Consider the following 25,575-nt stretch of genomic DNA (forward strand, 5'->3'; position numbering starts at 1 on the left):
CGCAATGTCATATATTTCTTTGCATATTCTAGTGATTTATGCCAAAATAGTTATAAGATTCTGATTTTTATTATTGGAGGGAATTTTCATGGGAGTATACGTTCTAACAGTCTTTGAAAAAGATGGTTCAAAAGCATTAGACGAATCATTCGAGGCGGCAACTGAAAAAGAAGCGAAAGCAAAAGGTGAATCTATTTTACGAGAAAAAGGATTGTATGAAAAAACACATCGCTGCACATCTACTGCAGGTAAGCTCATTTTATTCCAGCGCTAAAAAAAAGAAGCGTCATCCGCTTCTTTTTCACTCTACTATATCTTCGTCACACCACGTAAACACCACATCTAGAATGCGATTACCGATACGTACGCGTTTATTCCATTTTCCTGTTTGGATCTGATGTTGCAATTCCGCTTTCATCTTTTCCGTCCAGTCGTGAATCGTTTCACTACCGTCGTACGGATATACGCTTGGAAACTCTTCCTGCAGTAGATGCAAGCTCTCTGCATCAAAATGAAAATGGAAGAAGTAGTTTGCTGTAAGCGATGGTTCTTGCAATCGTAAAAACTGATCATCAATTTGCTTTCTATTTCGATAGAAAGTAAAGATATTCACTTTACCGCTCGTAATTTGGTCAATTTGAATTTCGTGCTTCTCTATAATCACGTCTTGTCCACCTCGTTGTATACTATCTTTAGTATATATGTCTTTTGCAACAAAGTTAACCATTTTTGCGCGAAATTCATTTCCTTCATTATATTACCTGTACCTCCATATGCAATCAGAACAAATAAAACAAAGTTGAAGGGGAGCGATCACATGTATTTCGGAAGCAAAGGTTGGTATGTAAAAGAACTAAAAAAATTAGGTATCCGTACTTATGAAGGCAAAAAACTAGAATCGTATCGTACGCATGTGTTATCTAGTTTACTTGAGAGAATGAAGAGAGCTTCGGCTTAATAGATGTAGGAAGCAACTACGGTTGCTTCCTTTTTCATGCAAAGACTATAACTTTTGTTTGCAAATTCTTATCTTTTTTCAAAAAGTTTTGTATAAAATCCTGATCTAAAGTTATAAAGTAATCACATTTATTTCTAGCTATCGCTAAATGCATTGCATCGTAGGCCTCTAATTGATAAAGCTTCATATACTGAGCTGCAGCATCTATAGCCTTCTTATCAGAAGAAATATATTCAACCTTAATTTTGAAGTGATTTTCCATACTATACAGAAATTCCTCGAAGATTTGAACAACGTTTGTATAATACGCTGTTAATCCACTTCTTCTTTTAGCATGCCTTTTCCCTACCTTTAGTAATTCTTTAGCATAAACCTCTTTACTTTCATCTTCAGATTCTGCCCTTACTTTAATAATATATTGATAGATTTCATATAAATTACATGCCGCTTCTATAGAAACAATATCTCTTCTATCATCTTCACTCAAACACCCTATTCCTTTAGATTTTATATTTTCCATATTCTCTATATAGATTTTCAATGCTCGCTCAATTTTATTTTTCATAAGAATACCTACTACTTCTGTAAAAGTATGTGAACTAATCCCCATTTCTATTTCTTTCTCCATCCATGCGTTAATTAAATTAGCTACCTTATCAGAACGAGTATCATCTTCATCTAAAAATGCCAAAATAAAACAAGCATCTACATAAATCGATGCTTGTTGGCACCCTCACCTTGAACGAAATTAGTTACCATTTATATTTCTCCCTTATCTTTCTTCTTTATAAATATCTACTAGATTTTTACTACCTGCTGTACGAGTTCCGATCATTTTTCGTAAATCTTGAGCATCTTTTGGGCGACGAGTTACTAATTTCTCTGTTTCTTTTGTTTCTAACGGTTGCATATCAGTCACTACTTGACTCATATCTATTACCCCCAATTCATCTTCTTTTTCATTTAAATTTAAAGACTGCCCTAACTTTCGACATCTGTCCATGCTTTTCCTCCTTGTCCAAATTAAAATTGTTACATACATTTTTGACAGAAAAAAGCTCTACTTAAACATATGATTTTCTAAGTTAAATCATGAATCTGGAACATAAATTTCGCTGTACAAAAAATCTCCTCAAAGTATAGACTTCAAGGAGATTTTTCTTTTAACCACATATATATTAATATCAATTTATTCACCTTCAATAAAATTCTCTCATACCAAAAATGCTATAATAAACCCAATCAAACTAAGGGGGAACATTTATCGTGCACGGAAAACACATTCAATTTCACAAGTTTGGCAACCCAAAAGATGTATTACAAGTTGAATATAAAAATATAGAACCATTAAAAGAAAATGAAGTTCTCGTTCGTATGTTAGTTAGACCAATTAATCCATCTGACTTAATTCCCATTACCGGAGCGTATGCACATAGAATTCCGTTACCTAACATACCTGGTTATGAAGGCGTTGGTATTGTAGAAGATGTGGGAGCTTTTGTTTCAAGAGACCTTATCGGCAAACGGGTTTTACCGTTACGTGGAGAAGGTACTTGGCAAGAGTATGTGAAGACGTCAGCTGACTTTGTAGTCCCTATTCCTTATTCTATTGATGATTTTACAGCGGCACAAATGTATATTAATCCTCTTACGGCGTGGGTCACTTGTACAGAAACGCTAAACTTACAGCGTAATGATGTTTTATTAGTGAATGCTTGCGGATCCGCCATTGGTCATCTTTTTGCGCAGTTATCAAACATTTTAAACTTCCGACTCATTGCCGTGACAAGAAATAATAAGCATACAGAGGAGTTACTACGCCTTGGTGCTGCATATGTAATCGATACTTCCACTACCCCGCTTTATGAAACCGTTATGGAATTAACGAACGGGCTCGGCGCGGATGCTGCAATTGATTCTATCGGGGGATCAGATGGAAATGAATTGGCTTTCTCCTTACGTCCAAACGGGCACTTTTTAACGATCGGTCTTCTATCAGGTGTACAAGTTAACTGGGCAGAGATTGTCACGAAAGCAAAAGTGCACGCGAACATATTTCATTTACGACATTGGAATAAAGAAGTGTCACCATATAAATGGCAAGAGACGTTTCGTCATTTAATTCACTTAGTAGAAAATAAGCAATTACGTTTTATGAAAGTACATTCTACATATGACTTAGCGGATGTGAAAACGGCGGTTGATGTTGTGCAGTCTGCTGAGAAAACGAAAGGGAAAGTCTTTTTGACGAGTTATTAACTACAATTGAAGAAGAGCCTTTTTGATTAGCCTTTTAAATAGGCTAGATAGTATCTTTAGGAACAGCTATTTGTAAGTATCTTGTATAATTATGTTAAAAGGTGAAAGGAGATTCTAACATGTGGTTACTTACAGCAATTGCTCCCGTTTTAATAGTCGGTGGGATCGTATTATATGTGGTTGGAAGGCTTAAACATAAATATAACAACGGCACATTAGGTAAGAAAAAGTCAAAAAACGCTCAAATTTTATTAGATAGCTTCATACCAATGGGAATGCTCGTTGGCTGTATAATCGGTTTAATTTCCGGCATCTTTTTCCCGGATTATTCACTTCTTGCGGTGAGTTTAGGAGCTGGAATCGGCTATTTATTTGGATTTTTTGCTTATGAAATTTATAGCAAGACAGGAAATAATTATTCATAATCCAAAAAAGAAGCGACCTTGGAATAAGTAAGGACAAAAAAATCCCCTCAAAGCATAAGCTTCGAGGGGTGAGCCTGTTTTTTTACTTATATACGTACAGCTGTACCACTTACAGCAACCATTAACATTCCATCACGAACTACTTCGTAATCTACGTCAACGCCAACGATAGCGTTCGCACCTTTTTGTTTTGCAAGTTCTTTCATTTCATCCATTGCGATATCACGAGCTTCTTTTAGCTTGCTTTCATAAGAACCAGCACGACCACCGACAACATCACGAACAGAAGCGAATAAATCGCGGACAATATTTGCACCCATAATAGCTTCACCATTTACAATATCGATATACTCAATAATTTCTTTACCTTGAATTCCAGACGTTGTTGTTACAATCATGACTGACACTCTCCTAATAAGTTGTAGTTTTAATAAGCTTTCTTATGTCTTTATTATGACATGGAACAAGTAACGAATCTATTGAATTACCTTACAGGAATGTGACAGTTTTGTAAGAATACAGCGACTATTTTGTTTAATAAAGCGCTTTAACATTAGGATACATAAACGATTCCCTATTTTCTTTCCAGTCGCGTTCTACTTCTTTAAAAGTTGGTCGTCCTAATTCTTCCTTGTTTTCATGTTTACGAAACCATTTCTTCACATACTGATCTCCATTTTTATTTTGCACTGTACAAAGGAAGCTATTACTACTATCCTTTAATATTTTTACAATCACGACAAGACACCCCTTCTCTCTTAAACTTGATCTTTTACCATAAGCCCTTCCTCTCTTATAGTCATACGACTCCTCGGTCGCGCCAAAGTTGTAAGATCAAAAACGATATTTACTTTGTTTACATTTTATTTAAAGAAATCCGAGTTATAAGCATTATGCTTATCAAATATTTTGTAGATTTCTAACTTATCATCTAATTTTGCATCTACTAAAATTAATATATTCCCATCGTAAATATATTCTTCATACTTTTTAGCATGGTCTTCAGGGATTCCTAAGCCGATAAATGCTCCTATTAAACTTCCAGCTCCTCCGCCAATACCGGCTCCCCCAATAGCTGCTGCGATCGGTCCTGCTGCTACAATTGGGCCCAGTCCAGATACAGCAAGTACACCAAGACCTGTTAATAAACCACCGAGTCCGCCTGCTACTCCTCCTGCTACAAGCCCGGTTGCTGAAAAGATATCTGCTTTATGTGCCGTTTCGCTATTCACTTTTTCACCCGATTTTTCTTCCAGATGTTCAATTTCCTTTTGATCCTTCGCAATAGCTGAAATGTTATCTGCCGGGTATCCTTTTTCCTTTAATTCATTAATAACGAGTGCCGCATCATCAATTGTTGGAAAAACACCTACTATTTTTCTATCTACATTCATAACTATTAACCTCCTAAAAATTTATATAACGTATCTTTATTACTCTTCGTTTTTATATACACTAATTTTTTTATTCACATAACCATTTACGAAAAATGCTAATAATAAAAGGACTACAAGAGAACTACTTAACAAGTAAATGAAATCAAATGTAATATCCGTTATCATTTTATCCATATGTAACAGTCTCCTTTTTATTTAAAGTAAAAGTATATTTTTATAGACTAAAACTTTACAATTCATCTTCGGTCAATCTCTTTATGGTATATGTATACCCTTCTTACCCCTTTCTAAACGTAAAAAACTATAATTATATTTTTTCTTATTTATATGTTTAACTTTTTTTAAAACGGGTACGTTTATATTGTTATGCTTATTATATGGAAAGGAAAATTACGATGAACGCCATTCACTCTACTACTATTCTTTATAATGAAACACCTACAATAACGCAGATTCATCATTTTTATGCTTTAATGACAACATTTCAAACAAATGTATTTATAAGTAAACAAGGAACACTTACTTCTATTAAAAACTTAAGCACATTAGTATCATTGGAATGTCAACACTAGACTGGACAATTTTTATAAGGTCTGTTTCTTATATTCCACTGGCGTTAAATAGCCTAGTGTTCCGTGAATTCGAATGTTGTTAAACCAATGAACATAATCATCAAGTTCAAGAGCGAGCTGTTCAAGAGAAGCGAAGTGTGCTCCGTTTGCGAATTCTGTTTTAAACACTTTGAACATCGCTTCGGCCACAGCGTTATCGTAGGGGCAGCCCTTCATACTTAATGATCGTTGAATTCTGAATGTTTCTAAAGCCTCTGAAATCAGTTTATTATCAAACTCTTTTCCTCGGTCTGTATGAAACATCTTGATGTTATGTAAATTTCCTTTAATACTCGCTAATGCTTTATACACAAGGTCTGCTGTCTTATTTGGACCAGCACTGTAACCTATAATTTCTCGGTTGAAAAGGTCCACAAATAAGCATACATAGTGCCATTTTTTTTCAACACGGACGTATGTTAAATCACTGACAACTACAGCTAATTGCTCTTCTTGTTTAAACTGACGTTGTAACTCATTTTTGATTGGTGCTTCATTACAGGTTTGTTTATACGGCTTGTATTGTGACACCGTATAATTTGATACAAGTCCTAATTGTTTCATAATTCGACCGATTCGACGTCTAGAAACGACCATCTTCTGTTTCTTTAATTCTACTTTGAGTTTACGAGTACCATAGTTACTACGGCTTTCTTTAAAGAGTCGTTCTATTTCGTTGGAAAGCTCAACGTCTTCTTTTTCATGTGCGTCTTGTTCACGCGGCTTGGCGTGATAGTAGTAGGTACTTTTGGCGATGTTAAGGACGTTACACATTGCTGATACTGAATATTTGTGAGTGTTATTTCGGATCACATCTATTTTCGTCCCATGATCAGCGCTGCTTGCTTTAAAATGTCATTCTCCATCATTAAACGTTGATTTTCTTTACGTAATCTGATTAACTCATTTTCTTCTTCTGTCCGATTTTCTTTAGCAGTAAATGTCCCAGTTTCTTGATGATTCTTAATCCAGCGATCCAACGCAGAAGGCGTTATTTCATATTCTCGACAGATATCTGCACGGGACTTTCCATTTCCATATAGCTTTACTAATTGAAGTTTAAATTCTGGTGTAAAAGTTCGACGTTGACGTGACATAGTAGCACGCTCCCTTAGGTTAGTATGTTAAGTCTACTAGCCCTTATAGTATCTGTCCAACTTAGTGTAGCCGATTCACATTTTTCCTTACTGTAAAAAAGAGAGAACTTGTATTATTTATATTTGAAGGAATAGATGCAAAAAGAGCTTTAAGAACACTCTTTCCTTCTTAAAGGTTTTATTATCCCCTATTCCCTCGATTGTTACTTTTCATACATAGTTTTATACTTCAAAATGATTTCCTCTATTCAAAACAAGACCCCCTAATACAATAGGGGGATTTCTAGTTTAGCCCTATGAAAACTGATATAATATATATTACGTTTTTCATTCTTTAAAATAGAAAACTTTTAATAACCTTGAAGGTAGGAATTTTTAATGAAATCGAAAGCAAAATTTAGTATTCGCTACAAAATTATGGCTGGTTATTTAGTTATCATTTTGTTTTTACTTATTTCTTTTATTATGTTAAACAATCAGATTTCCAATTTACAAAAATCTCGTAATTTTATTATTGATCACGATTTTAAAGTTCTCAATTTAACGAACCAAGTGGAAAAAGACTTGCTAACAATAGAAAATAAGGCGAAAGGCTTTATCACTTCTAATAACGCGAACTATTTGCAATCTCTTAACTCTGCCGAAAGAGATTATGAAAAACATTACCATAATCTTTTTTCTTTATTAGAAGATAATCCATCTCAGCAAGAAAAATTAAAAGAGATTAACGGAAACATTACTAATTGGATGAATAAAGAGATTCACCCGTTAATTGCAAATCATAATAGTAATAAAATACAAGAAATCGACACTACCGAAATCCAATCATTACAATCACAACCAACTGACTTCCGTAGCACTGAGGAGCAATTAACGAAAAAAAGAGCTGCACAATTAGATACTAAAAATAATAAATTAGAGCTTTGGTTATACAGTTTATTGTTCTTACTATCTTGTATTTCTATTATCGTTTCACTTTATATTTCCAATTCCATTACAAAAACGATTAAAAATGTAATTCAAGCTATTAAATCCATTTCTTCTAAAGAAAAAATTACGGAAAGAATTCATGTAAATACACATGATGAAATAAAAGATCTTGCTCATACAACGAACCATCTGCTAGACGAAATATCGAAAAGAGAGTGGTTACAAACGGAGATTGCAGAATTAATTTTAATGTATCAAGGTGTATCTTCTATTGAGATGTTAGGTAACAAAATTTTGAGTGGCATTATACAAAAAACGCAAACTTCTTGCGGCGCGTTTTATGTACGTGAAGAAGTTGAAGAAACTGTCTACTTTGTGAAAAAAGCTTCTTTTGCCGATCAAGGTGTTGATATTGGAAAACAATCTATTAAAATGGGTGAAGGCTTCATTGGACAGTCTGCTTTAGAAAAGAAAAGTTTTATTCTTAGGGACATACCTGAAGAGTTTCGTTACGTTACTACTGGATTATTAGAAATACGCCCTAAAAATTTACTAGTCATCCCTGTCTTATTTGAGGATGAAGTGATTGCAGTAATGGAGTTAGTAAGTGTAACTGACATTTCAGATTTACATCAAGATTTAATTCACCAAACTGTTGATAATCTAGGTTTAACAATCCACAGCATTATGGGACGTATGCGAATTCAAACTCTTTTACATGAATCACAAGCAATGACAGAAGAGTTACAAGTTCAATCAGAAGAATTGCAAACGCAAGCGGAAGAACTACAAATGCAAGCCGAGGAATTAAGAACAACGAACGAACAGTTAGAGTCTAGAACGGAAGAGGCCGAGCAAAAGACAGCTGACTTACAAGTGACTAAATTAGAATTAGAAGAAAAAGCAAGCGAGTTGTTACGTAGCTCAAAATACAAATCAGAATTCCTAGCAAATATGTCACATGAATTACGCACACCGTTAAATAGTATTTTACTATTATCTGAAATGTTAAAAGAAAATCATGATAATCATTTATCCGATGATGAAATTGAATTGGCAACCGTCATTCATTCATCAGGGAAGGATTTACTTACTTTAATTAATGACATACTAGATTTATCTAAAGTAGAAGCCGGAAAACTAGATGTCATTTTTGAAGCAACGAACATAAGTGATATGGCAGCAAGTATGCAGCAAAACTTCTTACATATCGCTGCACAAAAAAATGTTGAATTTACTGTTGAAGACAGTGACACGATTCCTGATCTGTTTTATACAGATGCAAAACGGATTGAACAAATTATTAAAAACTTATTATCCAATGCATTTAAATTCACGGAAAAAGGATCTGTTTCTTTACATTTCGATTCGATAGAAACAAGCAATTTAAGTGATGATATGCAGTCTATAAGTAAAGATTGGATTACAATTTCAGTAAAAGATACTGGTATTGGTATCGCTAAAGAACAACATCAACTTATTTTCGAAGCCTTTCAACAGGCAGATGGCGCAACGATTCGGAAGTATGGTGGTACAGGATTAGGATTATCTATTTGTAAAGAGTTTGCTAGATTATTAGGTGGTTGGATTACGTTACAGAGTCACGTAGGAGAAGGCAGTACTTTCACCGTATATATTCCTAACCTTCCAAATGGATTACATGATGTACAGTTGTCCAATTTAGAAGTCGCAGCAACGGTAGATGAAGTTATTCCTGCTGAAGTTGTCGAGGAAACTATCGTGATTCCAGAAACAAATAACGTCTTCCAAGAGAAAACTATTTTAATTGTCGATGATGATCATCGAAATATATTTGCATTACAAAATGCATTAGAAAAACAACATGCCAACATCATTACTGCACAAAACGGCCTAGAGTGTTTAGAAATACTAAAAAACAATACAAATATCGACCTTATTTTAATGGATATTATGATGCCAAATATGGACGGTTATGAAACGATGGAACATATCCGAATGAACTTAGGGTTACATGAAATACCTATTATTGCATTAACTGCTAAAGCAATGCCAAATGATAAGGAAAAATGTTTATCTGCTGGCGCTTCAGATTATATAAGTAAACCATTAAATTTACATCAACTCTATTCGGTAATGAGTGTATGGTTAATAAAATAAGTGAGGTTTCGTTTCAGTGGAAAATAAGTATTATAATTTTGATCCATCAGTCGATATGGATAAGCGTACGAACTTAGAAATTGACTTACTATTAGAAGCGGTATTTAAACTATCAGGATTTGATTTTCGCCAATACGCTCGCACATCTATTTATAGGCGGATTTGTAATCGAATGCAGATTTCTAATATCCCTACCATTTCAAAGTTAATTGAAAAAGTAATTCATGAGGAAGGGGTTTTAGAACAGTTATTAAATGATTTCTCGATCAATGTAACTGAGATGTTCCGTAACCCTATCTTTTTTAAGGCGCTAAGAGAGCATGTTATTCCTGAATTAAGAAAGCATCCTGAAATTAGAATTTGGCACGCTGGATGCGCAACTGGTGAAGAAGTATTATCCATGTCCATCTTACTTCATGAAGAAGGATTAAGTGAAAAAGCTATTATTTACGCAACAGATATGAATACAGATGTGTTAGAAAAAGCAAAACAAGGTATTCTTCCATTAAATAAAATGCAAACTTATACGAAAAATTATTTACAAGCTGGCGGTACACAAGCATTTTCTAACTATTATTCAACGGATAGTCGTTTTGCTTATTTTAATCCTTCACTGTTACAAAACATTATTTTTGCACAACATAATTTAGTAACCGATCAATCTTTTAACGAATTTCATATTATCCTTTGCCGTAACGTTTTAATTTACTTTACAAGTAAACTTCAAAACCAAGTACAGCAACTATTTTATGAAAGTTTAAGTCACAATGGATTCCTATGTTTAGGAAATAAAGAAACTCTTCGTTTCTCGGATATCATGCCGCATTATACGCAATTTAATCCACACGAACAAATCTATCAAAAAATACAATAAAAGCGTATGAAATCCTCTATTTGGATTTCATACGCTTTTTATTTCGCATTCGCTTGTATCATGATAAGACACATATCATCTGATTGTGCTTCCTTCTGTTCTTCCTTGTAAAACCCTTCTATCTCTTCTTCTAACTCTCCCCATTTTCTTTCTGTAAAAGTACGTAATTTCTCTTCAGCCACAAATTCATCATTTGCTATTGCTTCAAGTACACCATCTGTAAACAATACGATTTGAGCATTCTTCTCAAAAGGTATAACTGTCTTTTCAACTTTTATTTCATCAAAAAATCCTACCGCACAACTCCCGCGATTTAGTTCCACTACATTCGTTTCATCAACTAAAACATATCCAGAAGGATGTCCTGCATTTACATATTCAATCGTTCTCTTTTCTGTATCCACTACTAAGTATATCGCTGTAAAATAATATGGAATATTGTCATTCTCATTATGTAAAAGAGTCATATATTTATTTAAGTCTTTCATAACGAGTTCTGGATCGATTAAACATTTAATCGTTTCACGTAATACAGACGAAATGAACATGCAAACTAAGGAAGCGGACACACCATGTCCCATCACATCTAATAATATAATACCGTAGCGGTTTTCATCGATTTTATACCAGTAATACATATCTCCAGCTAGTTTAAATGAAGGTAAGTAACTTGCTTCGATTTTTAGGTGTTCTTCTCTTAATGGACTACTTAATAAGTTTCTTTGTACTTGCGTAGCTAAATCTAGTTCATTCCGAAGATTTTCTTCCTGTTCTTTATGCCAATTTAATTCCGATTTCAAGCGTAATGCTACACGCATACGCGCTAACAATTCAACTTTATTTATTGGTTTTGTAATATAATCCATTGCCCCCATATCAAGAGCTTCAGCTAATTTATTCGCATCTTCTAAAGCTGTTACAAAAATAATAGGAATATCTTTAAACTTCTCCTCTTTTTGTAATCGCCTACAAACTTCAAGTCCATCAATTTCAGGCATCATAATATCTAATAGTATTAAATCTATTTCATTATGCCTGGAAGAATCTTTTCCAAAATGGATGTATTCGAAAAGCTCTTGTGCAGAATTAAGTGATACAAGATCCTGATATCCGGCTTGTTTTAAAATCTTCTTAATTACAAAGATATTCACCGGATTATCATCTACAATTAAAATGGACACAAGTGATTTCCCCTTTTCTTATATAAAATGTAAATCGATTATTATTTTCTATTTTTCTAGTATTACATACTCAGTTATAAAATGAAAATTTCCTACTCAAACATATTTTTTATATAGCAAAAGAACAAACCCCCAGAAATGAGAGTTTGTTCTTTCACTCTATAAGTTTCCACTTTTAATTTAACACCATTGCTTTATCACTTAAAAGACGATCCAATTCTTCCATATGATTTGTTTCATCTGCGATCATATCTTCTAACTTTACAACTAACTCTGTCATATTTAATTTCGCTGCTTGTTCTTTTCTCTTTTCATAACGCTTAATTGTTTCATATTCTGACTTTCTAGCTTCTTCTAACATTTCTCTAACGTCTTCTACTTGTTTCACTCGTAAAGGGATCATAGTAGGTGTACCACCTAACGTCTTAATTTTCTCCGCTAAATATAGGGCATGTCCTTGTTCATCACTAATTTCAGATTCAAAGAAAGGTTTTAACACTTGTCTATATATACCAGAAACTGTTGCTGCATTATGGTTATACATAATAATTGCTGAGTATTCTCCTGCTAAATCTTCATTCAATCCTTCGATTAGTTCTTTCACATCGTGTGACATTTTTATGTCTCCTCCTATACTTAATACGTACCCCTTTTCTCATGTTTTAAACATCATTATTTTAAATTTTTTATGTATCTAAAAATGCGGCTTGCTTCAATTTACTTATCGCTTGTCTTTTAATACGAGAAACGTGCATTTGTGAAATACCTAACCGTTCCCCTGTATCCTTTTGATTTAAATTCTCTTCAAATATATAATGAATAACACTCTTTTCCGTTTCATTTAATACGTTAAAAATATCCTTTAAAACGAGACGCCTTTCTGTCTCTTCATATCCTTGCTCTACTTCACCTACAGATTCAATTCTCGCTACCGAACTTCCATCAGATGCATTTTCAACTACATCATCTAAGGAAGATACTCGATAATTATTTTTCGCATCCATAATTTCTAGTACTTCCTCTTCGGATAGTCCTAAATGATTCGCAATCTCTATAATTTTCGGTGAACGCTGCAAATGATCTGTTAGCTCCTCTATCGCAAGTTTAATTTTTCCGCCTAAATCTTTAATTCGCCTTGGAACGTGAATGCCCCAAGTTTTATCGCGTAAATACTTCTTTATTTCCCCTACTATCGTAGGTATTGCAAAAGGCTCAAAAGCATTCCCTATCGAATAATCATACCTTCTTATTGCGCCTAAGAGCCCTAACATGCCTACTTGTATAATATCTTCATACATCGGCCCGCCTTTTGAATAGCGATATGCAATAGAATAGACAAGATTTTTATAATGATCAACTAACCTGTCCTGTGCTTCATCACATTGGTTTTGTTGAAATTCTGCAATTAGTTTCATAACGTCTTCTTTAGTAAGATTCGTAGGTTGAGATTGGATTTCCATCATTCTCCACCTGCTCTCTTTGTATATATTTTGTCATTAAAACTGTCATGCCCTCATCATGCATGATTTGTATATCATCCATTAACGTATTGATTAAATATAAACCTAAACCATTTTCCGGCAAATGTTCTACTGGTTTACTAATATCATACGGACCAACTTTCCTTTTTAAGTTATTAAAATCAAAGCTAACCCCATTATCCGCAACCATAATTTCTAATCGATCTTCATATAGCCCAAAGACAATTGCAATTTCTCCAACGTCTTCTTTGTATGCATGTTGTACAATATTTGTACATGCTTCACTAATAGCAATTTTCATATCTTCTATATCGTCATAAGCAAAGCCCATTCGATTCGCAACACCAGCCATCGTTAAACGAATAATAGCCACATATTCTGCCTTTGCAGGAATTTTCATTTCTATCTTTTCAAATCTCTCCATCATCCCTAGTCACCTTCTTTCTACTTTTTCAAAATCGGAATTCAAATTTAATATTTCTGTTAACCCTGTAATATCAAATAATCTTTTTAACCTTTTAGATACACCAATAAACTCTAGCTTTCCATCATTTTTCTTAACTGCTTTTAATAGCGCTATAAAAACACCTAAACCTGTACTATCCATATACTCTACCTCAGTAAAATCTACTACCATATGAACCTCTTTTTCGCTTGCAATAGGCATGATCTTATTTTTTAAATCTGATGCCGTATATGCATCAATTTCACCATTAAGTTGTACCGTATAACCTACATCATTTTGCAAAATATTTATTCCCAAATTCATCATTTCCGCCCCCTTATCTCAAACTACTACTATGTTAATTACCCATAAAAATTAGTTTTAAACATATTTTTTTATTTTTATTATAAATAAATTTTCTACACCTTTCTCGGCTTAACACGTAAAAAATACTACCAAATGTTTAAAGTTTATAAATTTGTGTATATATAATCTATAAACATTATTTTTAGGGGGATCTATCTATGGAAGAGCACAACTTTAAAAAAGGAGATTTTGTTCAATTTTCTTATCGACACGATCATGCTACAAAATTAGTTGGTTCCATTATTAATATACTAACGAATACAATTGTAGTTGATATAGGTAATAACGAGGACTTATCTCATATAGAACCAAGGCAGGTCGTAAAAATAAACGCTTGTAAAAAAGTAACGATGGCTTAATACATAAATAGAAAGTGTAATTTCAATGAGCGGGGGCCTTCATCCCCCGCTCATTCCTATGCAGATTACATAAAAAAGCATCCAAATTATTTGAATTGGATGCTTTTTTATGTATATTTATCATTCTATTTACTTTATAACTATATATAATAAACTTAAGATTACTATTCATTATCATACTTACGCTTTCCGTAGCATTCTAGAGAAGAATGTAACGATTAAAATAAAGACAATTGCACCTAATAACGCTGGAAGAATAAAGATGCCTCCCCATTCAGGACCCCAATGACCAAATAACGCACTACCTACCCAAGATCCGATTAATCCGGCAATCACATTACCAACTATACCTAAAGGAAAGTCTTTTCCCGTAATCATTCCAGCTAGCGCACCAATAAGTCCACCTACAATACACGTAATAATAAGTCCCACAATTAACCCTCCTATATTCGTTTTATATTGTATTTATCAAGCTTTGGTATGTAACCAAAGCTTGATAAACATGTATTATTCTTTATTATCCAACCCATCACTTATCTTTTGTTTAACTTTTCCGACTTTTTCTTTTATCGTTCCCTTCGTCTTGTCCCACTTCCCTTCATTTTTCAACTTTCTATCTTCTGTAACTTCACCAATTCCTTCTTTTACTTGTCCCTTTGTCTTTTCCACTTTACCAGTAATTTGTTCTTTTAGTCCGCTCTCACTCATATTTCCCATCTCCTTTTCGTAATAGATTTATAGATTTACAGGATACAAATTTAAATAGAATACATGCATCTTCTTTCTTGTAACCATTCACCGACTCTCTCTAAATCTTTAACGAATAACAAGATTTTCCCTTCATCCAGCTTTTCTTCGTAGAAGTTCGCTTCTTCCTCATTAAGCCCTAACTCCTGCATCTTATTTCTTAACTGATCTCCCGTTTTTTGAAAGACGTTAATAATACTTGTCCCAAGTCCCTCCTCTTGTATACCAATTGTATTCACGTCTGCATTGTCTGCGATTCTATCTGTCCTTTCTTTCTCGTGTGTTAATACGTAAATATCTTTTTGGTCTATCCCTTTCTTCACTAGATCATTCGCCGCATTCATGACCTCTTTCTCCGTAATAAATTCATATACAAAAGGTTTCCTATACTTCGTTTCCATCTTTAACTTCCTCCTTTAAAATGAATTATTTGTTATATTATATGTAGTACACCTATTTTCGAAATGTTAAACATAAAATTTGAAAAAAAAATAAAAAGGAGAGTACATATGCACTTTCGTCTAGAGCTATTTGTTGAAGATTTGCAAAGATCTATTCGTTTTTATGAGGAAATCCTTACCCTTGTATTCTCAAAAAAGAATGCAACTAGTGCAATGATTAAACTAGGGGATTTTTCTTTATTATTAACCCCTGATTATATTCTCAATGAAAATCATTATTTAAAAACAGGTGGACTTAAGCCAAAAGGTAAAGGTGTTGAGGTTATCATAGTTTTTGATAATATTGAACAAATATACCAACATGTATTAGAAAAAAATTATCCAGTGGAATCTAACCTTAAAATGCAATCTTGGGGAATGAAGGATTTTCGTATTGTAGACCCTGATGGTTATTATCTACGGTTAACCTCCTCTTGAACTTTCTCTATCCTAAAACTAGTAAAATAAATCCCTTTACAATAACTACCTAAATTAACAGAAAATTGTTATAATTAAAACAAGGAGGGGATATAATGAAAAAAATCACTTATATATGCGCTCTAACCGCTCTATCTTTCACTTTAATAGGCTGTACAAGCACCTCAGCTACAGATAAAGCTTCACAAGCTAAGCAAGAACATACACAAACTACCTTTCAATTAAAATCCGCAAATATTACAGACATTGAAATACTTAGCACAATAAATAACAACGTTTCAAAATCTCAAACAGACAACGAAGAAATGATACAATCTATCGTTTCCGCAGTTCAAAAAGGCACGCCTAAAACAATCACTTTAGATCAAAAAAAGCGAGAATCGGCACATTCTACTATTACCGTTACATATAAAGATGGCACAAAAGAAGAATTTCTTGTTTGGGTTGATAATAATGAGAAAATTACGATTGCTAAAGATGAGAAGAAGGATAAGGTTGAAGGTGTAACAGTGAATATTAAAGATGTGAAAATGATGAAGGATTTCTTTTAAAATTTTAATATAATTGATGTTAAAAAAGAGTAGGATGTAATCCTACTCTTTTTTAATCTTGTCCAATAAATAAACTTTTATAAAAGCTATTTAAGATCTAATTTTGCTAAATCATGTTGTAAAACATTATTTCCTTCTTGTGGGTTAAATACTATTGCACTAAGACCAAAAACATTCGTAACAACATCTCTATCTTTCGAACGAATGATTCTTACTTCATAAGCAAAAACACCTGAAGGAAGAGCTGCTGAACGAAAAGTAACACGTCGATTAGGTGCCAATGTTTGTGTTGAAGGGTCTACTAATGGTAACAATACCGGAGAACCCGATGACCAATCAAACATTTCAACAGTTACTGTATGAGTATCATCTGGATCAACATTCATAGCTTCCACAGTAAGAAACAACGTAGCGGAATGTCTACGTAATACACCCGTTGACAAAGTTTCATTGTGGTGTTTATGATGTTTTTCAGGAGGATGATCATAGCCATAACTCATACCAATCCCCCCTTTCATTTACAATTAAGGATAAGTATTCCTTACAATATATAATGCTAGTATTATTTTAATGAAAGGTATAAAAGCGGATTTCTATCTGTATTTTTGGATATTTTGTTTTTTATTTATTCCTTCTTAAAGAACAATATAGATTCTCCTATTTTGTCCTTGAACTCCTTCAAAGAATAAATCTATTTTGAAAAGAACCTGCTCCATTCATAAATACATAAAGTAAATGGAATCCGTTAAAACACATAATTGATCCTTTGTTTTCCCCCTCCTATTTAAAGGAGGAACTGTTCTCGGCTTTGGTGATAGTTATGGCTTCGCGGGAGGATTTGCTTTATTAGTTGTATTGTTTATTTTATTAATCATCGTTGGAGCTGCTTGCTTCTACTAAAAAACTATTGGAAAAGACATGCGATATGCAGAGATTCAAGTGTAACTAATACTTTAATGATGTAATATTACATTCGCCCCCAAAATGAACTTCGATGCTATAAAAAAGATAAAGTGTTCATTTATACAACCTTAGCTTGATAGCAATATCATGAGTTCCCATCCCAGACAAACTAGTTAACATCTCAATAATTGCTATTGCAGAAAAGTACAACAAGCTGGACAACATAGATTTCAAACTGTAAGATTAGATGTTGGTGAAATCGGACAGCAAAGTATATATAGAAAATAGGTGCTAATTTTGAAAATCAATAAAAAATTTGAACCGATAATTTTTAATCTCTTTATGATTTTAGGTATATCTAGTATTATCTCTTTCGTCATGGTTTCAATGAACGTTGGGTATACAGCTTTATTTCTCAAATCATGGATAAAAACATGGGCAATTGCTTTCGTGCTTGCATTTTTAGCTTCTAAATTACTACCCTTTGTAGTGAAAAGGATAATGAAAATATTCATATTTGTTGAGAAGGATGCTTAAAACTAAAGTGATGCACTACTTTAGTTTATGTAAATGAAAAGAGACAATCATCACAAAACTTAACCTAGTAAAATGTTTTAACTCGAAGGAAGGCACCTTAAAAGTTGCTTTTCTTTATATGTTAAAAAAGCTCGCCTATTTCCGTAGGCGGGCTTTATCTTTATTACACAATAAGAAAGTATACTCTCTTTTTCTCTAAAATTTCATGTAATTATACATATTCATGAACATACATGTATTGATGAACTTTATCTCTACATACGCATGGCATTAATCCATTGAAAATTTGTCTTCTTTAAAGAAAAACTCTCTTTTAGAAAAAAGAAAAGACACCCTAAGGTGCCTTCCTCCGACTTGAACCATCTTAATTTTAATAATATGTATTGGACTCCCATCCAACTATTATTTTACCATGTTAAGTTGTTTTTGTTTATTGAGAAATACAATAGTTTATTTATGTTGGTCGTCTGTATGAGTTCTTTTTGTAGTCCATGCAGCAATTAATAAGAGAACAATAGCCGTGATAACACCTAAAAGTCCTTTCTTGAGCCACATGGATAATGCGGCATTTGTGCCAATGGCTAGAAACATAAGCATTACTGTGTATTTATGAAATCTCATTATAAGCAAACTCCTAGTGGAACTACACATTGGTAGAAAAAATATATACTTCTCTACCTATCTTAATGTTACTTGATAAGTTCTTATTTTAATCATATATAAAAGGAAATGAAACCGGCTATAACAATCAATGGAAGGATTACTGCAAGTTTATTTTTTAGAGGGACACGTTTGTCTGGCACACCGGGGGGACAACAAATGCAAGTAAAACAATTGCTCCAATAATACCTAAAAGTGTATGAATGACCATCATCCTCCTAAGGAATATTATTATTAATTTTATCACACTCAAATAAAAAAGGATGCAAATAACAATTAACCCTAAATACACCATTATGAATTTCAATTATACAGCTTCGCCAAACATAAAGTGAAACTATAATCAGCGATGAGTGCCCTTCCCCACTGATTATTAATTGACCCTCTCGAGCATTTACGGGCAAATGAGGGATAACAGTAGAAATAATATAATTAAAAGAGGAGTGAAATTTCACTCCTCTTTTTTACTTGTGGATTTTAACACTCATTAGATCGCTACTAGAATTTTGCTTCTCTAAGCTTATCTCTATTTTAAGATTGTTTTTATTTATATCAAAATTACCTGTGCGTGTATTAGAAGCCACTATATTATCAATCTCTGTACTCAAATCTAAGTTTGGATTTATCATATTGATCCATTTTTTCCCTAACTCTACTAACGCCTTCTTACCTTGACCTCTATCAATTACAAAATTAACGGTAAAGTTACTTTCATTATCGCCTTCTACAGTGAAATTCCCATTAAATTCTGGAATCCCTTCTAATACCGGAGAGAATAACACGACCTCTGAACGTGGACCGCCTATCCCTATATATTTTAGCTCCGCATTATATTTTGCGTTAATTTCAGTAATAAGATTTTGTGCTTCCTTAGATATAGATTTTTTTAATACCGAAGAGCTATCCATCCAACCTTCATGATAATAAATGAGCTCGTCTGCTAAATCTTGTGGGATAGCAGTAGGCTTTGACTCATGCTCTTTTTCCGATTTATTAATTGCATTGTATAAGAATAGTGCATACTGCTCACGAGTCACGAGACTTTGTGGTTCAAACTTATTATCACCTGTGCCCGTCGTAATTTTATTTTCTTGTAATGCACTGATAGCATTTGTTGCCCAGTAATTTTTATCTACATCTTTGAAAGTGGTAGTAGATGTTGCTTTAAAGTTAAAAGCCTTTGTTAATACAACAGCTAATTGTTCACGCGTTAAAACGTTATCTGGACCAAATTTCCCATTACCAAATCCGTTCATAATACCCGCTTTATTAAGAGCTAAAATTTCTTTTTTAAACATATGCTCTTCTATATCTGTGAAAGGGTTTTGTGTATTAAGTTCATCTACTGGCTTCAAGTAGGCATATATTAGTCTAGCTACTTGTCCTCGTGTAATATTATCACCAAAACCAAACATTCCGTTTCCATAACCAGCCACAATATTTTTCTCTTTTAAATCCATAATTGCTTGATAAGACCAGTGATTTTCAGGAACATCTTTAAATCCTAGTGTATTTTCTGCTTGCACATTTGTTAGAGGTGTTAGTGTTGTTGATGCAATAACTGCCCCTGCTAAAATTAATTGTTTAAAATTCATAATTGAATCCCCTTATTCTTAAAATAATATATTAAAAAAATACCGTACAAACTCTTTTTAATATTAACATATAAAGATGTTTTTTGTAGGTTAATTATGGAATATTTAAAGAAGGTTATTCCAGCATATAATGTTTATACAACTAAATTAAAATCGTACTAACTTGCTTCCAATACGTACTCATTTCCTTTATCCATTTAAAAAAATACAATTTATAAATGCAAAAAACCCCCTCAAAACATCAACTTTAAGGGGATCCATCCTATCATCTTCTCTCTTCATACAACCGATTTGCTTTATACGAGCAAACCAAATACATAACAATTGCAGCAGGGATAAACAACCATGCAAAGCCTCTCATCAATGCAAGTGGTGTTTCAAACAAGAATGCCCATAGAAAGGATACACCTTGCTTATCCCATAGTCCTGGCGTAAAATATAGTTCTTTCGGATTTACAAGTGCTCCTAAATGAATCGTGTCATTAAACATAAATAGAATTAATATCGGAATAGAGCATATAGCTAATTCTAAAAATGTTTTAGATAGACGTTTATACTTCCCTGCTCGTGACATTTGATCTGAAAAAATGTCATCTTCACTTTCCTCATTTACCTTTTTAAAATAGTGCGTACCTGACCACCAATTACCAGCTATATGCTCCCAACCACTATCTTCAAATAATGTACAGTAATTAATAAAGTCACTTTTTCTACTAAATACTCTATGGTCTATTTTAATTGTTGCATCTTCTGGTTCTGTATATCTAAATGTATAACCAAATGTATCGCTCTCTAGTTGATATCCTTTCCAAGCCATCTCTTCTAACCATTTTTCCTCTTTCTCAAAGTCTAAAAAGAATTTCAATTTCCACATCAGCGTTTCCCCCTAACTATACGTGTAATAAAGTGAAACTTTAATCAGTGGGGGTTTTCTTCATCTCCCACTGATTATCAGCCCTCACCAATCGGACTTTTATGGGCAGTTGATCCCCCACCTCACTTCTTTGCTTTCGCTGAATTTTGAGGTGGGGGTCTTACTGCCCATTAAAGCGGGATAAACTTTTTGTAACCGCAATAATGTGCTGCATTCTCATAAAGTCTAAATGCAATACTTCTTTCCCACGTTCCGTAATGGCATACACTTTTCTTCGTTTATCTTCACTTTTTACCGATTCTATTAACCCTTGTTTTAATAAATTTTCAACCGCCCCATACAATGTACCCGCTGCGATTTTCACTTGATGATTACTCAGTTCCTCTACCTTTTGCATAATTAAATAACCATGTGCTGGCTCTAATAAAGCTAAAAGAACGTAATACGTCGTTTCCGTTAATGGTAAATTTTTATCTCTATTCATAAAGACCTCCAATGTAACGATAAATATATAGCTAAACTATATAGTTCAACTGTATAGTTTGATTTTATACAGTTAGACTGTATATGTCAAATTAAGTTTAAAAAAATAACCTAGATCCCATAGGATCCAGGTTATTTTTTTACATAAATGTAATCGTTACTAAAGAATATCCTTCTTTCGCATTGTACGGCTCCGCTTTATAAGAAACACGGTTTGCCCCTTGCGGATAACCGATTTCTCCAATTGCTTTTTTCACATCTTGCAATGCGCCATCCATTGATTGTTTATAAAGGATTTCGATCTTTGGTGACTTTTCGTTATAACGTTGCTGCATTTTATTTTTTAATTCGTTATAGTTATTTGCGATGTATTCATTTCCTAAATAGTTTAACTTTGTATCTTTTAATATTTGCTGATAGGCAGGGATTTTCGTACCACCTGCAGCAATTTTATTTGTTAATGTACTATAATAATTTGTTGTAGCTTGCGGATATTCCCCTCGGTTCCACTCATGATTTCTTGCGATTTGCTCATCTGATAAGTTGAAATAGGAATATGTTACGCGGCCTTGTTCATCTGGAACCGGATCATCAAATGTTGTATCAAGATGATACCATTTGTTTTCGATTTTCAATAAGTTCCAAGCATGAGGCTGACCGTCTCCAGTTCCTACTACAAAATGATTCTCAATTCCCGCTTCTTTTAATAATTGATAAGTTAATAGTGCGTAACCTTGGCAAACCGCAGAACGATTTACGAGTGCTTCATATGCTGTGTAAGCTTTATAAGACGTATCATAAGAAACATGTTTTACGACATAATCATGAATCGCTTTCACTTTTTCGTGATCATCCATCCCAACTTGTGTAATAGAAGAAACAATTGCCTTCGCTTGCTTCATTACATATTCTGTTTGTTCTTTCGTTTCACGATATGTAATTTTTAGCGTAAACGTATAATTTCCAGGTGATCCAGAAAGTCCATATGAAACATTCGATCTATTATTATTTGTATACTCATTTTTACTTGCCACTTCTTTATAGGCGTTAAAAAGTGTATTCATCACTTCTTTTGTATTACTATTTGTCGTTTTATATGGAAGTATAATATTCGTTTCGTACGCATTAATACGCTTTTGCACTTCATCTTTAAATGCTGCTAATAATGCCGCATCCCCTGTATCTTGCACCGCGACTGCAGGCTTTTTATACTGCAAAGCATTATATAAAAACTGTGCATATTGTTCACGCGTTACCGTTTTAGCAGGTTCAAATTTCCCGTCGCCTGTACCAGATGCAATCCCGTTTGACTGCACCGCACTAATCGCCCCTTCTGCCCAAAAACCATTCGGAACATCATTGAATGTATGCTTTTGCTTAGCCGAAACTTGAAAAGCGTTTTTAATAATTTGCGCCATTTCTGCACGGCTAACAGAATCTTTCGGTCTAAAACCTCCGTTTCCATCCCCGTTAAAAATCCCTAATTTCGTTAACGTTAAAACCTCTTCTGGAAACAATGTGGATCCTGCGCGAATATCTCGATACGGATTGTTTAAAGTAGATCCATCTTGTAATACGTAACGAGCACTGTCATTACTAAACGTACCACCTTGCTTATTCGGTAACAACGCACGATAAATTAAAGCTGCAACTTGCTCCCTCGTCGCAACATCACCGAAACCAAACTTCCCATTTCCATAACCAGAAATAATATTTTTACCCGCTAAATCTTTAATTGCTGGATACGACCAATGCGATGTAGGCACATCGGAAAAAATACCCGCCTCAGCAGCCTTCACATCACTGCCGTTTGTATAAAATAAAGCACCGCCAATAAGCGATAATGATGTAATTGATTTTAATAGTTTTATGTACATAATTCCTTCTCCCAATATCGTTTCTATTTATGTTATTTTTTGTCGAAAAATCTAAAAGAATATGACAAAACATATTATACAATTAAAACTTTTTGAAGGATATACTAAGTTTTGAAATATGCAAAAACTCATATTAGTATATTTTTCCGTATTAATATTATGTTGTTTTACTTGCAAGTATATAAATAAAAACTCTATAGCTAAATTTATACATAGTATCTGGAGCTTTTATTAAAACTAAATGTATTTCTTCCCTTTCAATGATCGATTCTTAAACTGGCTGTTTCTACAATTAAAATTTTAGTTAACCACTTTAAACATTTTTTCTATTTTTAACAATTTTAATATGTAAACAACATTTTAAAAACCCATGGGATGCAGGTTGACGATTAGTATATTCTAAATTTGGAAATATGGTACATACACGCCCTTACAGGTTAATGCAAGGTGACGTTATGTTTAGAAATAAATATAAACTGGCATATTAAGCTATTGTTATTTTTCATATGATCTATCTTATATCCCTTTAAGTATAAGTTTGAATCGGCTACACTAAGTTGGACAGATACTATAAGGGCTAGTAGACTTAACATACTAACCTAAGGGAGCGTGCTACTATGTCACGTCAACGTCGAACTTTTACACCAGAATTTAAACTTCAATTAGTAAAGCTATATGGAAATGGAAAGTCCCGTGCAGATATCTGTCGAGAATATGAAATAACGCCTTCTGCGTTGGATCGCTGGATTAAGAATCATCAAGAAACTGGGACATTTACTGCTAAAGAAAATCGGACAGAAGAAGAAAATGAGTTAATCAGATTACGTAAAGAAAATCAACGTTTAATGATGGAGAATGACATTTTAAAGCAAGCAGCGCTGATCATGGGACGAAAATAGATGTGATCCGAAATAACACTCACAAATATTCAGTATCAGCAATGTGTAACGTCCTTAACATCGCCAAAAGTACCTACTACTATCACGCCAAGCCGCGTGAACAAGACGCACATGAAAAAGAAGACGTTGAGCTTTCCAACGAAATAGAACGACTCTTTAAAGAAAGCCGTAGTAACTATGGTACTCGTAAACTCAAAGTAGAATTAAAGAAACAGAAGATGGTCGTTTCTAGACGTCGAATCGGTCGAATTATGAAACAATTAGGACTTGTATCAAATTATACGGTGTCACAATACAAGCCGTATAAACAAACCTGTAATGAAGCACCAATCAAAAATGAGTTACAACGTCAGTTTAAACAAGAAGAGCAATTAGCTGTAGTTGTCAGTGATTTAACATACGTCCGTGTTGAAAAAAAATGGCACTATGTATGCTTATTTGTGGACCTTTTCAACCGAGAAATTATAGGTTACAGTGCTGGTCCAAATAAGACAGCAGACCTTGTGTATAAAGCATTAGCGAGTATTAAAGGAAATTTACATAACATCAAGATGTTTCATACAGACCGAGGAAAAGAGTTTGATAATAAACTGATTTCAGAGGCTTTAGAAACATTCAGAATTCAACGATCATTAAGTATGAAGGGCTGCCCCTACGATAACGCTGTGGCCGAAGCGATGTTCAAAGTGTTTAAAACAGAATTCGCAAACGGAGCACACTTCGCTTCTCTTGAACAGCTCGCTCTTGAACTTGATGATTATGTTCATTGGTTTAACAACATTCGAATTCACGGAACACTAGGCTATTTAACGCCAGTGGAATATAAGAAACAGACCTTATAAAAATTGTCCAGTCTAGTGTTGACATTCCAGTTTAAATTGTTTTATAGAGGTAATCATTTGCGCAACCCGTTCGAAAATATAAATCTATATTTGTTAGAAACAGACTAATTGATACTAATTAATCTGTTTCTTATTGTTTAAATTTAGCACTAAAAAGAATACATTACAGTATAGCGAAAACACAATTTATAACCAAGTCGATTTACT

The 25,575-nt window shown here is 33.6% G+C and carries 33 protein-coding genes and 1 pseudogene; 12 read left to right on the forward strand and 22 right to left on the reverse strand.

Annotated elements, in window-relative coordinates; genetic code table 11:
* Positions 1-88 precede the first annotated feature (88 nt).
* Positions 89-274 carry a YhzD family protein gene (locus tag QCI73_RS22385; protein ID WP_353823777.1) on the forward strand — a complete coding sequence of 62 codons (186 nt, stop codon included), beginning with the start codon at positions 89-91 and terminating at the stop codon, positions 272-274.
* A gap of 27 nt (positions 275-301) precedes the next feature.
* On the opposite strand, the gene QCI73_RS22390 is transcribed toward QCI73_RS22385, so the two are convergent.
* On the reverse strand, positions 302-664 hold the full coding sequence (locus QCI73_RS22390; protein WP_000582789.1) for a hypothetical protein: 363 nt from the start codon (positions 662-664) through the stop codon (positions 302-304).
* Between the two features lie 153 nt (positions 665-817).
* On the opposite strand from QCI73_RS22390, the gene QCI73_RS22395 reads away from it, so the two are divergent.
* Positions 818-958: a YflJ family protein gene (locus tag QCI73_RS22395; protein ID WP_000273537.1), complete on the forward strand. Its 141-nt coding sequence runs from the start codon at positions 818-820 to the stop codon at positions 956-958.
* Between the two features lie 34 nt (positions 959-992).
* On the opposite strand, the gene QCI73_RS22400 is transcribed toward QCI73_RS22395, so the two are convergent.
* Positions 993-1,649, reverse strand: coding sequence for a type II toxin-antitoxin system VapC family toxin (locus tag QCI73_RS22400; RefSeq protein ID WP_353823778.1), 657 nt, complete (start codon positions 1,647-1,649; stop codon positions 993-995).
* Between the two features lie 81 nt (positions 1,650-1,730).
* Positions 1,731-1,961: a hypothetical protein gene (locus tag QCI73_RS22405; RefSeq protein ID WP_000373322.1), complete on the reverse strand. Its 231-nt coding sequence runs from the start codon at positions 1,959-1,961 to the stop codon at positions 1,731-1,733.
* 260 nt (positions 1,962-2,221) lie between these two features.
* Here QCI73_RS22405 and QCI73_RS22410 point away from each other — a divergent pair, with 260 nt between their 5' ends.
* Together QCI73_RS22410 and QCI73_RS22415 are read left to right on the forward strand one after the other, a co-directional pair.
* Positions 2,222-3,217 carry a zinc-dependent alcohol dehydrogenase family protein gene (locus QCI73_RS22410; protein ID WP_353824127.1) on the forward strand — a complete coding sequence of 332 codons (996 nt, stop codon included), beginning with the start codon at positions 2,222-2,224 and terminating at the stop codon, positions 3,215-3,217.
* A gap of 119 nt (positions 3,218-3,336) precedes the next feature.
* Positions 3,337-3,642, forward strand: coding sequence for a hypothetical protein (locus tag QCI73_RS22415; protein ID WP_327923440.1), 306 nt, complete (start codon positions 3,337-3,339; stop codon positions 3,640-3,642).
* Positions 3,643-3,728: 86 nt separating this feature from the next.
* Here QCI73_RS22415 and QCI73_RS22420 read toward each other — a convergent pair whose 3' ends face one another.
* The 5 genes from QCI73_RS22420 to QCI73_RS22440 form a co-directional block, all read right to left on the reverse strand.
* Entirely contained in the window at positions 3,729-4,040 is a 312-nt protein-coding gene (locus QCI73_RS22420; RefSeq protein WP_000637511.1) for a YbjQ family protein, read from the reverse strand.
* 136 nt (positions 4,041-4,176) lie between these two features.
* Positions 4,177-4,380, reverse strand: coding sequence for a DUF4028 family protein (locus tag QCI73_RS22425; protein ID WP_002193859.1), 204 nt, complete (start codon positions 4,378-4,380; stop codon positions 4,177-4,179).
* A 125-nt stretch (positions 4,381-4,505) separates the two neighbouring features.
* The gene (locus QCI73_RS22430) at positions 4,506-5,036 is read right to left on the reverse strand and encodes a general stress protein (RefSeq protein ID WP_327923439.1); all 531 of its coding nucleotides are present in this window, start codon (positions 5,034-5,036) and stop codon (positions 4,506-4,508) included.
* A 39-nt stretch (positions 5,037-5,075) separates the two neighbouring features.
* Positions 5,076-5,213, reverse strand: coding sequence for a hypothetical protein (locus QCI73_RS22435; protein ID WP_000359816.1), 138 nt, complete (start codon positions 5,211-5,213; stop codon positions 5,076-5,078).
* Positions 5,214-5,623: 410 nt separating this feature from the next.
* Positions 5,624-6,747, reverse strand: a protein-coding gene (locus tag QCI73_RS22440) for an IS3 family transposase (RefSeq protein ID WP_085964333.1) whose coding sequence is annotated in 2 segments (ribosomal slippage) — positions 5,624-6,501 and positions 6,501-6,747 — 1,125 coding nt in all. Because the reading frame shifts where the segments join, the coding sequence is not laid out codon by codon here.
* A 378-nt stretch (positions 6,748-7,125) separates the two neighbouring features.
* Between QCI73_RS22440 and QCI73_RS22445 the strand changes: the two genes are divergently transcribed.
* Both QCI73_RS22445 and QCI73_RS22450 read left to right on the forward strand, forming a co-directional pair.
* Positions 7,126-9,816, forward strand: coding sequence for a response regulator (locus tag QCI73_RS22445; protein WP_353823779.1), 2,691 nt, complete (start codon positions 7,126-7,128; stop codon positions 9,814-9,816).
* Between the two features lie 16 nt (positions 9,817-9,832).
* On the forward strand, positions 9,833-10,690 hold the full coding sequence (locus tag QCI73_RS22450) for a CheR family methyltransferase (RefSeq protein ID WP_000429026.1): 858 nt from the start codon (positions 9,833-9,835) through the stop codon (positions 10,688-10,690).
* A gap of 38 nt (positions 10,691-10,728) precedes the next feature.
* Here QCI73_RS22450 and QCI73_RS22455 read toward each other — a convergent pair whose 3' ends face one another.
* The 5 genes from QCI73_RS22455 to rsbV all read right to left on the reverse strand — a co-directional run bounded on the left by QCI73_RS22455 (position 10,729) and on the right by rsbV (position 14,124).
* Positions 10,729-11,871, reverse strand: a complete 1,143-nt coding sequence (locus tag QCI73_RS22455; RefSeq protein WP_353823780.1) for a fused response regulator/phosphatase — start codon at positions 11,869-11,871, stop codon at positions 10,729-10,731.
* A 175-nt stretch (positions 11,872-12,046) separates the two neighbouring features.
* Positions 12,047-12,487 carry a ferritin-like domain-containing protein gene (locus QCI73_RS22460; RefSeq protein ID WP_327923436.1) on the reverse strand — a complete coding sequence of 147 codons (441 nt, stop codon included), beginning with the start codon at positions 12,485-12,487 and terminating at the stop codon, positions 12,047-12,049.
* 70 nt (positions 12,488-12,557) lie between these two features.
* The gene (gene sigB, locus QCI73_RS22465) at positions 12,558-13,334 is read right to left on the reverse strand and encodes an RNA polymerase sigma factor SigB (protein ID WP_353823781.1); all 777 of its coding nucleotides are present in this window, start codon (positions 13,332-13,334) and stop codon (positions 12,558-12,560) included.
* The gene (rsbW, locus tag QCI73_RS22470; RefSeq protein WP_000970573.1) at positions 13,297-13,779 is read right to left on the reverse strand and encodes an anti-sigma B factor RsbW; all 483 of its coding nucleotides are present in this window, start codon (positions 13,777-13,779) and stop codon (positions 13,297-13,299) included. Before rsbW ends, sigB begins: the two co-directional genes overlap by 38 nt.
* A gap of 6 nt (positions 13,780-13,785) precedes the next feature.
* Entirely contained in the window at positions 13,786-14,124 is a 339-nt protein-coding gene (gene rsbV / locus QCI73_RS22475) for an anti sigma b factor antagonist RsbV (protein WP_003266470.1), read from the reverse strand.
* A 197-nt stretch (positions 14,125-14,321) separates the two neighbouring features.
* Between rsbV and QCI73_RS22480 the strand changes: the two genes are divergently transcribed.
* The gene (locus QCI73_RS22480; protein ID WP_061403267.1) at positions 14,322-14,522 is read left to right on the forward strand and encodes a hypothetical protein; all 201 of its coding nucleotides are present in this window, start codon (positions 14,322-14,324) and stop codon (positions 14,520-14,522) included.
* Between the two features lie 180 nt (positions 14,523-14,702).
* On the opposite strand, the gene QCI73_RS22485 is transcribed toward QCI73_RS22480, so the two are convergent.
* The 3 genes from QCI73_RS22485 to QCI73_RS22495 all read right to left on the reverse strand — a co-directional run bounded on the left by QCI73_RS22485 (position 14,703) and on the right by QCI73_RS22495 (position 15,670).
* Positions 14,703-14,954: a GlsB/YeaQ/YmgE family stress response membrane protein gene (locus QCI73_RS22485; protein ID WP_000522902.1), complete on the reverse strand. Its 252-nt coding sequence runs from the start codon at positions 14,952-14,954 to the stop codon at positions 14,703-14,705.
* A 75-nt stretch (positions 14,955-15,029) separates the two neighbouring features.
* A complete protein-coding gene (locus QCI73_RS22490; protein WP_000004269.1) occupies positions 15,030-15,230 on the reverse strand; it encodes a CsbD family protein in 201 nt (66 codons plus the stop codon).
* Positions 15,231-15,280: 50 nt separating this feature from the next.
* Positions 15,281-15,670, reverse strand: a complete 390-nt coding sequence (locus tag QCI73_RS22495; RefSeq protein WP_000448798.1) for a YflT domain-containing protein — start codon at positions 15,668-15,670, stop codon at positions 15,281-15,283.
* Positions 15,671-15,778: 108 nt separating this feature from the next.
* On the opposite strand from QCI73_RS22495, the gene QCI73_RS22500 reads away from it, so the two are divergent.
* The gene (locus QCI73_RS22500; protein WP_000545704.1) at positions 15,779-16,147 is read left to right on the forward strand and encodes a VOC family protein; all 369 of its coding nucleotides are present in this window, start codon (positions 15,779-15,781) and stop codon (positions 16,145-16,147) included.
* Positions 16,148-16,242: 95 nt separating this feature from the next.
* The gene (locus QCI73_RS22505; protein ID WP_353823783.1) at positions 16,243-16,698 is read left to right on the forward strand and encodes a hypothetical protein; all 456 of its coding nucleotides are present in this window, start codon (positions 16,243-16,245) and stop codon (positions 16,696-16,698) included.
* Positions 16,699-16,784: 86 nt separating this feature from the next.
* Here QCI73_RS22505 and QCI73_RS22510 read toward each other — a convergent pair whose 3' ends face one another.
* Positions 16,785-17,198: a hypothetical protein gene (locus QCI73_RS22510; protein ID WP_000120198.1), complete on the reverse strand. Its 414-nt coding sequence runs from the start codon at positions 17,196-17,198 to the stop codon at positions 16,785-16,787.
* A gap of 325 nt (positions 17,199-17,523) precedes the next feature.
* Here QCI73_RS22510 and QCI73_RS22515 point away from each other — a divergent pair.
* Together QCI73_RS22515 and QCI73_RS22520 are read left to right on the forward strand one after the other, a co-directional pair.
* Positions 17,524-17,598, forward strand: a pseudogene (locus tag QCI73_RS22515) (YjcZ family sporulation protein); the annotation flags it as partial.
* Positions 17,599-17,898: 300 nt separating this feature from the next.
* A complete protein-coding gene (locus tag QCI73_RS22520) occupies positions 17,899-18,138 on the forward strand; it encodes a DUF2798 domain-containing protein (RefSeq protein WP_000700215.1) in 240 nt (79 codons plus the stop codon).
* Positions 18,139-18,588: 450 nt separating this feature from the next.
* Here QCI73_RS22520 and QCI73_RS22525 read toward each other — a convergent pair whose 3' ends face one another.
* The 5 genes from QCI73_RS22525 to QCI73_RS22545 all read right to left on the reverse strand — a co-directional run bounded on the left by QCI73_RS22525 (position 18,589) and on the right by QCI73_RS22545 (position 23,627).
* Positions 18,589-18,759 (reverse strand): hypothetical protein, encoded by a 171-nt coding sequence (locus QCI73_RS22525; RefSeq protein ID WP_242303967.1) that lies wholly within the window; start codon positions 18,757-18,759, stop codon positions 18,589-18,591.
* 503 nt (positions 18,760-19,262) lie between these two features.
* Entirely contained in the window at positions 19,263-20,393 is a 1,131-nt protein-coding gene (locus QCI73_RS22530; protein ID WP_048551426.1) for an S-layer homology domain-containing protein, read from the reverse strand.
* A gap of 265 nt (positions 20,394-20,658) precedes the next feature.
* Entirely contained in the window at positions 20,659-21,270 is a 612-nt protein-coding gene (locus QCI73_RS22535; protein ID WP_353824128.1) for a DUF2812 domain-containing protein, read from the reverse strand.
* A 157-nt stretch (positions 21,271-21,427) separates the two neighbouring features.
* Positions 21,428-21,751, reverse strand: coding sequence for a PadR family transcriptional regulator (locus tag QCI73_RS22540; protein WP_353823784.1), 324 nt, complete (start codon positions 21,749-21,751; stop codon positions 21,428-21,430).
* Between the two features lie 139 nt (positions 21,752-21,890).
* Positions 21,891-23,627, reverse strand: a complete 1,737-nt coding sequence (locus QCI73_RS22545; RefSeq protein WP_353823785.1) for an S-layer homology domain-containing protein — start codon at positions 23,625-23,627, stop codon at positions 21,891-21,893.
* 617 nt (positions 23,628-24,244) lie between these two features.
* On the opposite strand from QCI73_RS22545, the gene QCI73_RS22550 reads away from it, so the two are divergent.
* Positions 24,245-25,368, forward strand: a protein-coding gene (locus tag QCI73_RS22550; protein WP_085964333.1) for an IS3 family transposase whose coding sequence is annotated in 2 segments (ribosomal slippage) — positions 24,245-24,491 and positions 24,491-25,368 — 1,125 coding nt in all. Because the reading frame shifts where the segments join, the coding sequence is not laid out codon by codon here.
* Positions 25,369-25,575: the final 207 nt, after the last annotated feature.

The organism is Bacillus cereus group sp. MG16 (assembly GCF_040459875.1).
Lineage (GTDB): Bacteria > Bacillota > Bacilli > Bacillales > Bacillaceae_G > Bacillus_A > Bacillus_A paranthracis.